This is a genomic window from Nitrospira sp. Vd2 (genome assembly GCF_979581665.1).
On the sequence record NZ_CEFZSK010000008.1, the window covers coordinates 1 to 15,254 of the forward strand.

Consider the following 15,254-nt stretch of genomic DNA (forward strand, 5'->3'; position numbering starts at 1 on the left):
TCCTGGCCAGCGTGGCTCGATTTTGTCAGCGCACTTCAGAGACAGGACACTAGATCCGAAACCGCGCCTGTATAGCACAACGGGGCCAACCGCACAAGCGCAGCATTGCGACCCCTCCGACCGCATGCTACGATACGACCTCTTTACCCATGGCGTTCCCTCAACTCGACAAGGTTTACGACCCGAAGCAGGCTGAAGCACGGTGGTACCGGTTCTGGATGGAGCACCAGTATTTCCACGCGCGACTCGATCATCCCGGTCAACCCTATTGCATCGTCATCCCGCCGCCCAATGTGACCGGCTCCTTGCACATCGGCCACGCGCTCAACAACACCTTGCAAGACATCCTCATTCGCTGGCGCCGGATGCAGGGCCGAAATGCCCTCTGGGTGCCTGGCACCGACCACGCCGGCATCGCCACGCAAAACGTGGTCGAACGCCAAGTGATGGCGGAAGGGTCGTCTCGGGAAGCATTGGGCCGCGATCGATTCATGGCCCGGGTATGGCAATGGAAAGCGCAATCGGGCGAGACGATCCTCCAACAGCTGAAACGATTGGGAGCCTCGTGCGACTGGGATCGGCTGCGCTTCACGATGGACGAAGGCCTCTCCAAAGCGGTGCGCGAGGTGTTCGTTCGGCTCTATGAAGAAGGACTGCTCTACCGAGGCGAGCGGCTGATCAATTGGTGCCCGCGATGCTTGACGGCTCTCTCCGATATTGAAGTCGAGCACGAGGAGACCAAAGGCAAGCTCTACCATATTCGCTATCCGCTCGCCGAGGCCCCTGCCACGGTTCTCGTCGTGGCGACGACCCGGCCGGAAACCATGTTGGGTGACACCGCCGTCGCCGTGCATCCGAACGATTCACGCTACCGGCATCTGATCGGGAAGCGCGTCCGCCTTCCCTTGACCCGTCGTGACATTCCGATCGTCGCCGATGGCATCCTCGTCGATCCCGAGTTCGGCAGCGGCGTCGTGAAAATCACGCCGGCCCACGACTTCAACGACTTTCAGGCCGGAGAGCGCCATGGTCTGCCGAGGTTCGCCATTTTCGACGCGCACGCCCGGCTCGATCCAGTGGGATTGGAGAAGGCCGCGGTGGACCCGACGATCATCGAGGTCATTCAAGGTCTCCCCGTCGCCAAAGCCCGCACAAAGATCGAGGACCTGCTGAAGGAACGGGGCGCCCTCGCCAAGGTGGACGACCACAAGATGGCGCTCGGCAAGTGCTACCGCTGTAAGACGGTGGTCGAGCCCTACCTCTCGCCGCAATGGTTCGTGAAGATTCAGCCGCTGGCCGACCCGGCGATCAAGGCGGTCGAGGAGGGCCGGGTCCGCATCATCCCGGAAGGGTGGGTCAACAACTATTTGGGCTGGATGCGGGACATCAAGGATTGGTGTGTGTCCCGACAGATCTGGTGGGGACACCGCATTCCCGCCTGGTACTGTCGCGCTTGCAACGCCGGCGCCATCATTGAATCGAACGGGGCGGGCGGGGAAAAGTCCTACACGCTCCTTGCCCAGGCAAAACCGATCGTGGCCCGTGACGCACCGACGACGTGTCCAACCTGCGGCGGTGGCGACCTCATTCAGGATTCAGATGTGCTCGACACCTGGTTCTCGTCGGCCCTCTGGCCGTTCTCGACGCTCGGCTGGCCCGATCAGACGCCGGACCTCGAGAAGTTTTACCCGACCTCTACGCTCGTCACCGGGCTGGATATTCTGTTCTTCTGGGTCGCCCGGATGATCATGATGGGACTCAAGTTCATGGGCGACGTGCCGTTTCGAGACGTCTACATCCATGCGCTCGTCCGGGACGCCGAGGGCCAGAAGATGAGCAAGTCGAAAGGCAATGTCATCGATCCCTTGAGCGTGATGACGACGTACGGGACCGACGCGCTGCGCTTCACGCTCGCGTCGATGGCGTCGCCCGGCCGCGACATCAAGCTCGCTGAAGAACGGATCGAGGGCTACCGCAATTTCGCGAACAAGATCTGGAACGCCGCGCGCTTCATCTTGATGCACGCCGAGGGGACACGGGACGCCAGCCCGGCGCCCAACCGGTCCTTTGCCGATCGCTGGATCCTCGCTCGTCTCAACCACACCATTCGCACGGTCACGTCGTCACTGGAACACTACCGGTTCGACCAGGCGGCCGGACACCTCTACCGATTCATCTGGCACGAGTACTGCGACTGGTATCTCGAATTGATCAAGCCGGCCCTTCAGGACAAGGAGTCGGTCGACGCGGCGCGCACGCGGCACACGCTGCTCGAATCGTTCGAGCTGACGCTGCGCCTCCTTCATCCGTTCATGCCCTTTGTCACCGAAGAAATCTGGCAGGCGTTGCCGCACAACGGGACGCAGACGGCCAGCATCATGGTGCGCACGTATCCCACCCCGGCGGCAGCATGGGATTCGGACGATGTGGAACGACAATTTGGCACGCTGGAGCGCCTCGTGACGTTGGCACGCCATGGACGGGCACTGCTCGCCTACCCGCCTGGCACATCGCTCCGTTTCTTCGGTGCCGCGAAAGATCGAGATGAGCAGGCGACATTGGTCGCGCTGAAACCACACATCGAGCTATTGGCCCGCGGCACGTTGACGCTCTCCCCGAGCGACGCCTGGCCCTCGCGGGTGCTGCGGCTCGTGTCGGAAGCCGTGACGGTCGGCATTGCGGTCGAAGGCGAGGTCGACGTGCGCAAAGTGCTCGACCGCATCGCGAAGCAACGCGACGAGGCCGCAAAAGAACTGAAGCGGTTGGAGGGCAAGCTCGGCAATGCCGAGTTCGTGGCCAAAGCGCCGCCGGAGGTCGTGGCCGATCACCGCGAGCGGATCAGCCTTCTCATCCACGACCAGCGCCTCCTCACGAGTAGCGAAGAGCAGCTGGTCGCCATGCTGAGCGGAGCCTAGCAGCACGGATGCCGGGACCGCCGCAGTATCAAATCGAACAGGTTGTTCGTCGCGCCTTGGCTGAGGACCTCGCGTCGGGCGATGTCACGACGCGCGCGCTCTTCCCCGATGCCGTGCCGGCTCGAGCGACCATCGTCGCGCACCAGTCACTCATCGTCGCGGGGATCGTCGTCGTCCGGGAGGCCTTCGCGCAGGTCGATCCGACGATGTCGATCACTCGCGCCGTGCTGGACGGCAGTGTTGCCAAAGATGGCCAAGTCATGTTGACTGCCGAAGGGGATGGCCGTTCCCTGCTCATGGCCGAACGCGTGGCGCTCAATTTTCTGCAACGACTCTCCGGCATTGCGACGCTCACCCGTGCGTTCTGCCAGGCCGTACAGGGCCATCGAACACGCATCACCGACACACGCAAAACCACGCCCGGGCTGCGCGCGTTGGAAAAGTGGGCGGTGCGGCTCGGCGGCGGCCGCAACCATCGGTCGTCGCTCTCCGACGGGGTCCTGATCAAGGACAACCATCTCGCACTGTTGAAGGCCCGAGCGCGATCAACAGACGAAGCCATCCGGTCGGCACGAGAACGGGCGCCGCACGGCTTGCGGTTCATCATCGAGGCCGCATCACTGAAAGACGTCGAGATGGCGCTCGGAGCCGGTGCCGAGGTGATTCTGCTCGACAACATGACGCCGACTCAGGTCCGAGAAGCTGTGGCACTGATCAAAGGCCGTGCTGTCGTGGAAGTGTCGGGCGGCATCACGCTCGCGACCGCACGTGACATGGCGGCGGCCGGGGCCGACTATCTCTCGATCGGTGCCTTGACCCATTCGGCGCCGGCCGCCAACATCAGTATGGATCTCACTCCCCTTCCTGCGCGACGCCGCCGATGAACGTCCTGTCCGCTTTTCAACCGCTGACCACCGAGCGGATCCGTCGCACACTCTGCACGAGGCAATGCGGCCGTCACCTTCATCTCGTCGAGCAAACCGAATCGACCAACACGCTTGCCTTTACGCTGGCACAAGCCGGTGCCGTCGACGGCACGGCGGTGATCGCCGAAGCGCAAACGGCCGGACGCGGCCGCCTCGGTCGGCTGTGGCATTCCCCGGCTGGGCAGAACTTGTATTGCTCCGTTGTACTTCGCGGCACACCACCGGCTGAATGCATGGCGCGATGGTTGTCGTGGATTCCGTTGTTGTCTGCGCTTGCCGTGGCCCGCGCAATCCATGCCATCACCGGCCTGTCCGCCGTCGTGAAATGGCCGAACGATGTCCTCCTCAACGGCCGCAAGGTTGCCGGCATTCTCTGTGAAAGCACCGGACGAGAGGACAGCTTCGTGATTGTCGGCGTCGGCGTCAACGTCAATGCGCGGCAGGATAGCTTTCCGCTCGAGCTGCGAGACACCGCGACCTCCCTCGCAATCGAAGCCGGACGGCCATTCGACCGCGCCGCGCTCGCCGCCACACTGTTTGCCGAGCTTGAAATCCGACGCGACACCCTTCTTCGCGGCGAGATCGACGATATCCGGCGAGAATATGATGTCCGCTGTGCCACCCTTGGGCAACACGTGCGGGTTGAACGTCCGGATCGCGACACGATAGAAGGAATTGCGGAGGCGATTACGGCGGACGGCGCCTTGCACGTGCGCCTGGACGGAGCCCAACCCGGTTCACCGGCGTCGGAAATCATTCGCGCCGGCGACGTCTTCCATCTGCGGCCGATCCGGGCATCAAGCGAATCTTAGAATAGCAATATGCTGCTTGCCGTCGACATCGGCAATTCGAACATCGTCTGGGGCGTCTTCGATCAACGGACGCTCAAAGGCCACTGGCGGATCGCCACGAAAGCGGCGCAGACGGCTGATGAATATGGCCTGCTCTTTCTGGGCTTGTTGCACACGTCCCATCTCGCTCCCGGGGACATCACCGGAGCGATCATCTCCAGCGTCGTGCCTTCGTTGACCAACACGTTCGAAGAGATGATCGACACCTATTTTCATCAGTTGCCGCTGATCGTCTCGCCCGATCTTGATCTCGGCGTGCAGGTCGCCTATCCCAATCCACGCGAAATCGGAAGCGACCGTCTCGTGAACGCGGCGGCTGCCTACGATCACTATCGGACGACCCTGATCATCATCGACTTCGGCACGGCAACGACCTTTTGTGCCGTCACCGGGGACGGACGGTACTTGGGGGGGGCAATTGCCCCCGGACTCGGTATTGCGGCCGAGGCGCTGTTCTCTCGAACGGCAAAGCTTCCAAAGATCGATCTCGTGCGGCCGAAGACGGTTATCGGAAAGGATACTGCGAGCAGCATGCAGTCCGGGCTCATCTTCGGCTATGCTGGGCTCGTCGATGAAGTCGTGCAGCGCATGCAGACGGAGTTGGGACAGCGCGCGACGGTGATCGCAACCGGAGGTCTCGCCACGCTGATCGCACCGGAATCGAAGACCATTCAAGAAGTGCGCCCGTATCTGACGCTTGAAGGACTTGAACTACTCTACCGCCGCACCCGAGGCGAGGAGTAATCTGCTGCCATCCATCCCGCCTGTTCGTTCAAACAAAAAAACTTGCCCTGGTTGACTTTACACCCCAGGTGGCTATCTCGACGCAAGCAGGGAGTTACCGTGACCACAGAGAACAAAAACAGTCAAACAGTCAGCAACTTAGACGAAAGCGAGCAAACCCAGACCGGACAGCAGGACGTAACCGCAGACGGCCGCGAGGTCCTTCAAGCCAAGGACGAGGAACTGAAAGCGTTGAACGACAAGTATCTGCGGTTGGCCGCGGAATTTGAAAACTACAAGCGGCTGACACAACGCGACCAGCGGGAGCAGACGAAGTTCGCCAATGAAACACTGTTGAAGGAACTCCTGCCCGTCGTCGACAACCTGCAGCGGGCCCTGCAATTCGCGCAGGGCGAGACGAACACCACGAACGGTCTGGCGCAAGGAGTGGAACTGACGTTGAAACAATTTCTGGAAACACTCAGCCGGTTCGGCGTGAAGCCTGTCAAGAGCATGGGTGAGACATTTGATCCGTCAAAGCATCAAGCGGTGGCGAGCGTGGAGTCGGCCGACTCCCCTCCGCACACCGTGGTTCAGGAGCATCAACCCGGTTACCTTCTGCACGATCGGATCCTGCGACCAGCGATGGTAACTGTTGCAGCCCCAACGGGGGCGTCACAGCCGAGCCCCGATACACAGGAAGGAGAGCATCATGGGTAAAGTGATCGGCATCGATCTGGGGACCACCAATTCCTGCGTCGCGATTATGAGCGGTGGAGACCCGGTTGTTATTGCCAATGCAGAAGGCAGTCGGACGACGCCGTCGGTCGTGGCGATTACCGACAAGGGGGAGCGCCTCGTCGGGCAAATCGCCAAGCGACAGGCGATCACGAATCCGGAGAATACGATTTTTTCCGTCAAGCGACTGATGGGCCGCAAGTTTCAGAGCCGCCAGGTCCAGGAAGCGATCAAGCGCCTGCCCTACAAGGTGGTCGAAGCGAGCAATGGCGACGCGCACGTGGAAATCCGCGGCAAGCGCTACAGCCCGCCGGAAGTGTCGGCCATGATTCTTCAGAAGATGCGGCAGACGGCGGAAGACTATCTCGGCGAGAAGGTCACCGAGGCGGTCATCACCGTGCCGGCCTACTTCGATGACAGCCAGCGGCAAGCGACCAAGGACGCCGGCCAGATCGCGGGATTGAACGTACTGCGCATCATCAACGAGCCGACCGCCGCGTCGCTTGCCTACGGTCTCGACAAGAAGAAGGATGAGCGCATCGCCGTCTATGACCTGGGCGGCGGCACGTTCGATATCTCCATTTTGGAGATCGGCGAAGGCGTCTTCGAGGTGAAGTCGACGAACGGCGATACGTACCTCGGCGGCGATGACTTCGACCTCCGGATCATGGATTGGCTCGTAGATGAGTTCAAGAAGGATCAGGGCATCGATCTGCGCAAGGACCGCATGGCCCTGCAGCGGCTGAAGGAAGCGGCCGAACGCGCGAAGATCGAGTTGTCGTCGTCCCAGGAAAGCGAAATCAACCTGCCGTTCATCACGGCGGACGCGAGCGGACCGAAGCACCTCGTCATGAAGCTGACTCGCGCGAAGCTCGAGCAACTGGTGGATGACCTCATCCAGCGAACGATCGAGCCGTGCAAGAAGGCGCTGGCCGATGCCGGCGTGACGCCACGGGACATCAACGAGGTCGTGCTCGTCGGCGGCATGACGCGCATGCCGAAGGTGATTCAGGTGGTGCGTGAGTTCTTCGGCAAAGAGCCGCACAAGGGCGTAAATCCCGATGAAGTCGTCGCGATCGGTGCGGCGATCCAAGGCGGCGTGCTGAAGGGCGAGGTCAAGGACGTGCTCTTGCTCGACGTGACGCCGCTGACCCTTGGGATCGAAACGCTGGGCGGGATCTTCACGCACCTGATCGAGCGGAACACGACGATCCCGACGAAAAAGAGCCAGGTCTTCTCGACCGCGGCGGACAACCAAACGGCGGTGACGATCCGCGTCTTCCAGGGCGAGCGCGAGATGGCAAACGACAACAAGCTGCTCGGCCAGTTCGACCTGGTCGGCATTCCGCCGGCTCCGCGCGGCATGCCGCAGATCGAGGTCACGTTCGACATCGATGCCAACGGCATCGTGCACGTCTCGGCGAAAGACCTCGGGACGCAGAAGGAGCAGTCGATCCGGATCACCGCATCCAGCGGTCTCTCGAAAGACGAGATCGACAAGATGGTGAAGGAAGCGCAGTCGCACACCGAGGAAGACAAGAAGCGCCGTCGGTTGGCGGAAGCGCGGAACCAAGCGGACAATCTGATCTACACGACCGAGAAGAATCTCTCCGAGCACGGCGACAAGATCGGTGAGGAAGAGAAGACCCGCATCAAGGACGCGATCGGGTCTGTCCGGAAGGCCATGGAAGGTGACGATCCTAGCGCGATCGAGTCGGCCGTGCAGGCGCTCACCACGGCGTCGCACAAGCTCGCTGAAGAGATGTACAAGAAGGCCTCCGCCGGGGCCGGTGGTGCCGGACCGACGGGTGGGACGGAGCAGGCCAACGGCGGTGCGGGAAAGACCGATGAAAAGGTCGTCGACGCGGAATTTGAAGAGGTAGACAAAGACAAAAAGTAATGTAGAATAGCGACCGACAACGCCGGGTTATGCCTCGCATGATCCGGCGTTTGCTTCACCAGCCTGGAGCTGCGTTGGCGGTCTCCATCACACGAGGCGGAAGGCCGATGCATGGCGGCTCGTGTCAGCCGGCGCGAACGATACCAGGCGTAACCCCGTATGGAACACGTGGCCAAACGCGATTACTACGAAACCCTCGGTGTTGACCGCAACGCCTCCGACGAGGAGATCAAGAAAGCTTTTCGCAAGCTCGCCCGTCAGTATCATCCGGACCTCCACAACGGCGACCATCAGAAGAAGGTCGCCGGGGAAAAGTTCAAAGAGATCAACGAGGCCTATGAGGTCCTGAGCGATCAGGAGAAGCGGCGTCGCTATGACGCATTCGGTCATGCCGGCGGACCGCAGGGGTTCGGGGCCGAAGGCTTTGACTTCGGGCGCGGCGGCTTCAACGACATTTTCAACGATATCTTCGAGGATTTCTTCGGCGGCGGCACACGCGGTGGTCAGCGCGCCGAGCGTGGCTCTGATCTTCAATACAATCTCGAGCTGTCGTTCGAAGAAGCGGTCTACGGCAAAGAAGCCAAGCTCAAGATTCCGCGCTGGGAGATGTGCCAGGAGTGCAAAGGGTCGGGCGCACGTTCAGCCGCCTCACTGAAGGTGTGCCCGACGTGCAAGGGTGCCGGGCAGCTTCGCTTCCAGCAAGGCTTTTTCAGCATCAGCCGGCCCTGCAATCAATGCGAAGGCGCCGGGCAGATCATTTCCGATCCGTGTCCGACGTGCCGCGGGCGAAAGCGGGTCCATCGCGAGCGAACCTTGTCCGTGAACATTCCGGCCGGGATTGAGTCCGGTATGCGGTTGCGGTTGGCGAACGAAGGAGAACATGGCGTGAACGGCGGCCCACCCGGCGATCTGTACGTCGCCGTCACGGTGAAGCCGCACCCGGTCTTTACGCGCAAGGGCAACGATCTGCTGTGCGAAGTCCACGTGCCGTTCGTCACGGCGGCGCTCGGCGGAAAGATCGAAGTCCCGACGTTGAGCGGCAATACGATCGTGAAAATTCCTGCAGGCACGCAGCCGGACAAGACCTTGCGGCTGAAAGGATTGGGGGTCCCGAGCCTCAAGGGTCAACACACCGGCGATGAGATCATTCGGGTGAAGATCCAAATCCCGACCAAATTGAGCGTGCGCCAAAAGGAGTTGCTGACCGAGTTCGCCAAGGAAAGCGGCGTGTCCCTCGATACGGAAGGCGACGGTTTCTTCGACAAGATGAAGACCTTCTTCGAATAGCGTCACCCAGACGCATGCCCGTCTTCTTCATTCCCTCCCCTGACATCAACGGCGACACGCTCACGCTCACCGGCCCGCTACTCGATCATCTTCGAAAGAGCCTGCGCACGAAGATCGGCGAGACGTTGACGATCGGCGATGCGCAGCGGACCCGCTATCGCATTCGCGTCACCTCGATCACCTCCAAAGCGCTGCATGGCGAGATTCTCGATCGGTCTTCCGATCCCCGGCCGCGATACCCGTCCCTCATCCTCGCGCAGGCGCTCCTCAAAGGGGACCGGATGGATTGGGTGATTCAGAAGGCGACGGAGCTGGGCGTGATGGGCATCGTCCCGGTGATCACCGAACGCGTCATCGTTCGGCCCCGTGATGAGCGGGTGGAATCCCAACTCGACCGGTGGCAACGGATCGCACTCGAAGCCGCGCAACAGTCCGAGCGCTGGGACATCCCGACCATTCAACGCCCGGTGAAGATGCAGCAGTGGGTGCAGGAGACGCAGGTCTCGTGCAAGCTCTTTCTGGCCGAACGATCGCACGGGGTGACGCTCGGGAAGGTCGATTTGCCTGAGGGCGATACGTCGATTGTCTGCGCGATCGGGCCGGAGGGCGGCTGGACCCGCGACGAACAGGCGCTCTTGCTCGGTGCCGGCTTCATTCCTGTCGGGCTGGGATCTCGGATCCTGCGGGCGGAAACGGCGGCTCTGGCGGCTCTGGCAATTCTTCAGAGCCGCGTCGGAGCCTTTGAGCAAGGGTAAAATACCGCGGAGGGTGGCGGAACGTTCTCGCCTTGATCTACCTGAGGTCCTGCAACGAAGCTTCGCGCACGAATGCAGCCTTTGCAAGGATTGGATGTTCGGCCATTGCGGCTTTCAGCGCATCGAGCATTGTCAGCGGCGTCGTCTCCCCTGACTGAAGGAGCATCCCGAACTTCTCCTGCACCAACGCGAAGAACGTCTCATGGTGCTCTTCAGGGACACCCAGCAACACAGCCAGAGACGTCAAGTGCTCGCCGCCGCCCTGCGCCATCTCTTGGGCAAGGGCCTCGAAGGCGCCGTCCGCCATATTGATGTGCTTGTTCTTCATGACCACGCCGTCGTTCGTACAGCCCGACGTGCCCGACGAAATCCCGAACGTCTGACTGCCGAATGTCCCGTTGGTCGTCGCCATCATCACCTGCGGCGCAATCTGCTTTTGTCCGCCGTAATCGCTCCATGCCAATTTGCCGAGGCCACAGCCCGGACCATTGTCGGGATTGGCACCCGCGTGCACCGAGACGGCAAACAATGTCACAACCGCGGCGATCACTGCGGCCGAGAGCCTGACTCGCATCATATGTCCTCCTTCAGGGTAATTAGGTACCGTTAAGCCTAGCGCAGGCGGCCGGTGTGTCAAGCATGGAGAGGACGTGACGAAGGACGCTAGGGCGCGGTTGCGATGGAGAGGATCGTCCCGCGCTCGCCACTCGCCCAGCCGTGGTCACGGTCGGGAAACGAGAGGCCGTAGAGGGAGTTCCTGTTGTGGTTGGTCTGTGGTAGCCAGGAAAATCCGGCATCGGTCGTCCGGTAGATGGCTCCGTGTTCGCCGACGACCCATCCGGATTTCGGGTCGGTGAACCGCACGCGCAGCAGGTCTGTGAGTCGGGAGCAGCCTTGTCCGCACGGCAGCGTTCGGTCGATCCACCGTGCCCCGCCGTCGGTCGTCTGGAACATCGCGCCGGCATTACCCACCGCCCATGCCTCCGTCGGGCTGCTGAACACGATATCGAAGAACGTTGCCGAGGACTTCAGTTCCTGGCCGGTCCACGTCTTGCCACCATCGGCCGTCAGCACGATCGTACCTAACGCGCCGGCGGCTCCCCCGCGCTCGGAATCGGCAAAGTGCACGGCGTACAAGATCGCGTTGGTCCCACTCGGCTGATCGTCCCATGTCTGGCCGGCGTCTTCGGTGTGTAAGATCGTCCCGCCGCCGCCCACGATCCAGCCGACCGTCGGATTGAGAAAATAGACGCCGTAGAGCGGCACTTGCGTTCCGCTGACCTGCGGCGTCCACTTCTCGCCGCCGTCGCGGGTCGCGAGAATGGTGCCGTTGGCGCCGATCGCCCACCCATGCTTCGCGTCGGCGAAGAACACGTTCGTCATGAGGGCCTGGGTCCCACTGGGAACCCGGCGCCATCGTTTGCCGCCGTCCGTCGTCTTGACGATCGCGCCGCCTGATCCGACTGCCCATCCCAGTCGCACGTCATGAAAATAGATTCCCATGAGCGTGACCTCGGTGCCGCTCTTCTGCGCGGTGGAGAAGATCCGCGTGTCACCAGCCGCGAGGCTGGGCGAAAGCGAGAGCAGCAAGCCAACGAGGAGCAGGCGGGCAACCATGGCTTACTGGCTGGAACTGGCTTCTTGCCGGGTGTCTTCGAAGAACCGCTGGTCGGGCACGCCTTTGACTTGAATCGTGAACGGTCCCGCCTCGGCCGTCACCCACCGCTTGGGCGTACAGCAGCTCCCGTCGGGCAACAGATCCCACGACCCTCGACGAACTACCAACGGGCCGGTTGCCGCATCCGCCGTGAACTCGCCTGCCCGTCCGATCCCGAAAAGGTGGCGATGCGGGACTTGCACTTTGATTTCCGTATCGGTCCACGAGACGACCAACGCCGCCACGTTGTTGAACAGCACCTCGCTCCGCGAAATGTTCTCGCCGAGCTCATATTGGTTGAAGTCATGCCCCTTTTCGTTCAATCCGGGCTGGGTCGGCTCGGTGGTCTTCAGGAAATTGCCAAAGCCGCTGCCTTTGATCGTCACGATCTCATCGAGCCCGGCGGTGGTCGGCGTGTAGGATTCGACTTTGGGTGTCACGACCTCGAACTCTCCGGCTTCCGCCACGACGATGCCCCGATCCGCGCAGCACGTCCCATCCGGGTTCGGCTTCGTGCCGCCTCGCTTGACGACCACGGGACCGCTCTTCGCGCTGTACGGCACCCAGACGTCGATCTTGTTGTCGTGCCAGCGGTAGACGATGCCCGGCACACCGCCGAACTCGACCGCGTTCTCGCCCTTATTGAAGTCCATGAACGCAAACGGCGTCGCGCCGCTTTCCGAATAAAGTCCAAAATGCTCGCCGCTGATCCGCACGAGGCTGCCGATCGGCGCCTTGGTCGGGGTCAATCCCGTCGCCTGCGGCACCTGAACCGCGAACTGCCCGAGGGTCCGCTCGCGGTCCTTCAGCTTGAGCGTGAGCGGGCCGCTGGTCGCATCGAGCGGGACGTGCGTGACGATCATCTGATCGGACCATTGGGCGATCGTCCCCGGATGGCCGTTGAAGAGGACGCCCTCCTCGGGCCCCTTCGTGGCACCGAATCCCTTTCCGAAAAAGACCACTTTCGTCCCTACCGGCCCGTTCACGGGATCCACGCGAATGGACGGGATCACCGTCAGCGGAACGCCATTGCTGATGCTGTACTGAACCGGCGCGCAGCAGGACCCGTCCGGCAGCGGATCGGACGAGGCGAGACGGACGATGACATCGCCGGAGGAGGCATTCGCGGGCACCTCCACTTCGATTTTCTCGTTCCGCCATTTACGGACCTTCGCCGGCACCCCGCCGATCAAGACGTCGTTCACGCCGAACATGGTATTGGGATCTTTCGACCCGGCGGTATTCGTGAACGCCCGACCGGCTATTTGAATGACGGTGCCCGGCTCCGCTTCATGCGGCATGACGGCCTCGATGGTCGGCTGCTGCACCGAGAACGTGCCCACCTTTGTCTTCTTCTTTCCCTTGACGACCTCGACCGGGCCGTCCGTCGCCCGCAACGGGACTTTCACGACGATCACGTCGGGGTCCCACCGTTGAACCAGTGCCGGCGTGCCATGAAACAAGACGCGATTCTCACGCGCCGAGCGAAACTGCCCAAACCCCTTCCCGGTGATCGTGACGATGGAGCCGATGGGACCTGACTCAGGAGTGATGCTCGTCGCGGCAGACGCCGACGCCTCCACACCGAGCAACGACAGAATCGAGAGAACGAGTGCGATGAACCACATACCTGAACTCCTGTCATGCAGCATTTGAACTACCGGCGTGACGACCGCGCTCGGGGGATACCATGCGAGAAATCACGGACGCGAAGGGCGTGCTGCACTATAACAACCGCATTTTTTGGCTGTCAAGGCGAGGCGACGTTGGCAAGGTTGAGGCAACCGGACGCAAGGGAGTTCAGGGATACGACGAAAAGAGCCGCGGGGACGGCCTTAACGTTTTTCGGTCACCTGAAGGATCAATTCGATTTCGACCGGGGCGTTGAGAGGCAATTCGGCACAACCGACCGCGCTTCGGGCGTGGCGGCCGACGTCTCCGAAAATCTTCACGAGGAAATCGGACGCCCCGTTGACCACGGCCGGCTGCTGAGTGAACCCGTCCGCCGCGGCCACATACCCCACCAGTCGCACGATTCGCATGACACGATCGAGAGTGCCCAGATAATGTCGCGCAACCGCCAGGGCATTGAAGAGGGCGAGGGTTGCGGCCGCATACCCCTGCTCCACCGTTACGTCCTTGCCGAGTTTGCCTTCGATCGACAGCTTCCCGTCGCGGAACGGCAACATGCCGCTCAGAAACAGCAGGTCGCCGGCCTGCACAGCCGGCACGTACGTGGCCACGGGCGCCGGCGGCGGCGGCAGTACGATGCCCAGCGTCTTCAACTGATCCTCGATCGGCATCTTTCTACCTCGTCGTGATCGCCGGCAAGAAACTCTCGCCTGCCGTCAGCATCGGCACCTGCATGGCATCCGCGATCGTCTGTCCGAGATCAGCGGCCGTCGATCGAGTCCCGACGTTGATGCCGCGGGCCAGGCGCGAGCTATAAATCAGCAAGGGCACGTATTCGCGAGTGTGGTCGGTGCCGGCCGTGGTGGGATCGTTTCCATGATCTCCGGTGACACATACCGCATCGTCCGGCCTGAGCAGGTCCAGCAACGAGGCCAAGCGGCGGTCGAAGTCCTCCAGCGCGCGCCCCCAGCCGATGGCATCCTTGCGGTGCGCGTATTTGGTGTCGAAGTCGCCCAAGTTCACGATGATCACTCCCCGCGGCACGGTTTTCAAGAGCTTGCCGAGTTCGTCCAAGTTGTCGGCGTCGGAGGCGCCGTGTATGGCCCGCGTGAGTCCGCGCCCGCCAAAGAGGTCCTCCACCTTCCCGACGCCGATCACCGGATGACCGCTCGCCTTTAACCGATCGAGGAGCGTCTGATCGGGCGGCGTGACCGAGAAATCACGGCGCCGCGACGTCCTGACAAAGCTCTCCGGCTCACCGAGAAAGGGTCGCGCAATCACGCGGCCCACGAGATGAGGCGGCTTGAGGAGCTTCCGCGCGATCCGACACATCTCATACAGGTCCTCCACGTGGATCACGTGCTCGTGCGCGGCGATCTGAAAGACACTGTCGGCGCTCGTGTAGACGATCGGGGCGCCGGTCTGAAGATGTTCGGCTCCGAGCTCGCGAATGATCTCCGTGCCGGAGGCGGCTCGATTCCCCAGAATGCGCCGGCCGATCGCGCGCTCGAAGGCCTGAATGATCTCTGGAGGAAAGCCGTTGGGATACGTCGGGAAGGCCTCGTCGACCACCACGCCGCACAGCTCCCAATGGCCGGTAATCGAATCCTTCCCCTTCGACTGAAAGGCCAACTTCCCGAAACAGCCGTCCGGGTCGGCGGATCGTCGAATGCCAGGAAAGTCCCCTAGACATCCCAAGCCCAGTCGCTCCATCATCGGGAGCGCCAAGGGCCGTTGCGCCGCCACGTGGCCCAGTGTATTTGCGCCCGCATCTCCGTATGCCGCCGCATCGGGTAAGGCGCCCACGCCGAAGCCGTCTACGACGATGAGAATCCACCGACGGATCACGCGCCGATGATAGCAGAAGGCA

General features: G+C 62.0%; 13 protein-coding genes. 8 read left to right on the forward strand and 5 right to left on the reverse strand.

The window, feature by feature from the left end; all coding sequences use genetic code 11:
• The first annotated feature begins 149 nt into the window (after positions 1–149).
• From AC1U7K_RS03955 to AC1U7K_RS03990, 8 genes are all read left to right on the forward strand, one after another.
• Positions 150–2,915: a valine--tRNA ligase gene (locus tag AC1U7K_RS03955; RefSeq protein WP_480249494.1), complete on the forward strand. Its 2,766-nt coding sequence runs from the start codon at positions 150–152 to the stop codon at positions 2,913–2,915.
• Positions 2,916–2,923: 8 nt separating this feature from the next.
• Positions 2,924–3,799, forward strand: coding sequence for a carboxylating nicotinate-nucleotide diphosphorylase (gene nadC / locus AC1U7K_RS03960; RefSeq protein WP_480249495.1), 876 nt, complete (start codon positions 2,924–2,926; stop codon positions 3,797–3,799).
• Positions 3,796–4,653 (forward strand): biotin--[acetyl-CoA-carboxylase] ligase, encoded by an 858-nt coding sequence (locus AC1U7K_RS03965; protein WP_480249496.1) that lies wholly within the window; start codon positions 3,796–3,798, stop codon positions 4,651–4,653. The genes nadC and AC1U7K_RS03965 overlap by 4 nt, the downstream gene beginning before the upstream one ends.
• A gap of 9 nt (positions 4,654–4,662) precedes the next feature.
• Entirely contained in the window at positions 4,663–5,436 is a 774-nt protein-coding gene (locus AC1U7K_RS03970) for a type III pantothenate kinase (RefSeq protein ID WP_480249497.1), read from the forward strand.
• A gap of 99 nt (positions 5,437–5,535) precedes the next feature.
• Complete coding sequence (gene grpE, locus AC1U7K_RS03975; RefSeq protein WP_480249498.1) at positions 5,536–6,135, forward strand: nucleotide exchange factor GrpE; 600 nt, start codon at positions 5,536–5,538, stop codon at positions 6,133–6,135.
• Positions 6,128–8,053 carry a molecular chaperone DnaK gene (gene dnaK / locus AC1U7K_RS03980; RefSeq protein ID WP_480249499.1) on the forward strand — a complete coding sequence of 642 codons (1,926 nt, stop codon included), beginning with the start codon at positions 6,128–6,130 and terminating at the stop codon, positions 8,051–8,053. Before grpE ends, dnaK begins: the two co-directional genes overlap by 8 nt.
• 159 nt (positions 8,054–8,212) lie before the next feature.
• Positions 8,213–9,340, forward strand: coding sequence for a molecular chaperone DnaJ (gene dnaJ / locus AC1U7K_RS03985; protein ID WP_480249500.1), 1,128 nt, complete (start codon positions 8,213–8,215; stop codon positions 9,338–9,340).
• Positions 9,341–9,354: 14 nt separating this feature from the next.
• Entirely contained in the window at positions 9,355–10,095 is a 741-nt protein-coding gene (locus tag AC1U7K_RS03990) for a 16S rRNA (uracil(1498)-N(3))-methyltransferase (protein WP_480249501.1), read from the forward strand.
• Between the two features lie 37 nt (positions 10,096–10,132).
• Here the strand turns inward: AC1U7K_RS03990 and AC1U7K_RS03995 are convergent, their stop codons facing one another.
• The 5 genes from AC1U7K_RS03995 to AC1U7K_RS04015 form a co-directional block, all read right to left on the reverse strand.
• Positions 10,133–10,672, reverse strand: a complete 540-nt coding sequence (locus AC1U7K_RS03995) for a DUF3015 domain-containing protein (RefSeq protein WP_480249502.1) — start codon at positions 10,670–10,672, stop codon at positions 10,133–10,135.
• Between the two features lie 86 nt (positions 10,673–10,758).
• Complete coding sequence (locus AC1U7K_RS04000) at positions 10,759–11,712, reverse strand: WD40/YVTN/BNR-like repeat-containing protein (RefSeq protein WP_480249503.1); 954 nt, start codon at positions 11,710–11,712, stop codon at positions 10,759–10,761.
• A 3-nt stretch (positions 11,713–11,715) separates the two neighbouring features.
• Positions 11,716–13,380, reverse strand: a complete 1,665-nt coding sequence (locus AC1U7K_RS04005; RefSeq protein ID WP_480249504.1) for an IPT/TIG domain-containing protein — start codon at positions 13,378–13,380, stop codon at positions 11,716–11,718.
• A gap of 207 nt (positions 13,381–13,587) precedes the next feature.
• On the reverse strand, positions 13,588–14,055 hold the full coding sequence (locus AC1U7K_RS04010; protein WP_480249505.1) for a RidA family protein: 468 nt from the start codon (positions 14,053–14,055) through the stop codon (positions 13,588–13,590).
• A 4-nt stretch (positions 14,056–14,059) separates the two neighbouring features.
• Positions 14,060–15,232, reverse strand: coding sequence for a phosphopentomutase (locus AC1U7K_RS04015; protein WP_480249506.1), 1,173 nt, complete (start codon positions 15,230–15,232; stop codon positions 14,060–14,062).
• Between the last annotated feature and the right edge of the window lie 22 nt (positions 15,233–15,254).

Excerpts from the sequence above, each read along its gene's own strand:
- AC1U7K_RS03955 (WP_480249494.1), top strand. The coding sequence starts at position 150 with ATGGCGTTCCCTCAACTCGACAAGGTTTACGACCCGAAGCAGGCTGAA.
- nadC (WP_480249495.1), top strand. The coding sequence starts at position 2,924 with ATGCCGGGACCGCCGCAGTATCAAATCGAACAGGTTGTTCGTCGCGCC.
- AC1U7K_RS03965 (WP_480249496.1), top strand. The coding sequence starts at position 3,796 with ATGAACGTCCTGTCCGCTTTTCAACCGCTGACCACCGAGCGGATCCGT.
- AC1U7K_RS03970 (WP_480249497.1), top strand. The coding sequence starts at position 4,663 with ATGCTGCTTGCCGTCGACATCGGCAATTCGAACATCGTCTGGGGCGTC.
- dnaK (WP_480249499.1), top strand. The coding sequence starts at position 6,128 with ATGGGTAAAGTGATCGGCATCGATCTGGGGACCACCAATTCCTGCGTC.
- dnaJ (WP_480249500.1), top strand. The coding sequence starts at position 8,213 with ATGGAACACGTGGCCAAACGCGATTACTACGAAACCCTCGGTGTTGAC.
- AC1U7K_RS03990 (WP_480249501.1), top strand. The coding sequence starts at position 9,355 with ATGCCCGTCTTCTTCATTCCCTCCCCTGACATCAACGGCGACACGCTC.
- AC1U7K_RS03995 (WP_480249502.1), bottom strand. The coding sequence starts at position 10,672 with ATGATGCGAGTCAGGCTCTCGGCCGCAGTGATCGCCGCGGTTGTGACA.
- AC1U7K_RS04000 (WP_480249503.1), bottom strand. The coding sequence starts at position 11,712 with ATGGTTGCCCGCCTGCTCCTCGTTGGCTTGCTGCTCTCGCTTTCGCCC.
- AC1U7K_RS04005 (WP_480249504.1), bottom strand. The coding sequence starts at position 13,380 with ATGTGGTTCATCGCACTCGTTCTCTCGATTCTGTCGTTGCTCGGTGTG.
- AC1U7K_RS04010 (WP_480249505.1), bottom strand. The coding sequence starts at position 14,055 with ATGCCGATCGAGGATCAGTTGAAGACGCTGGGCATCGTACTGCCGCCG.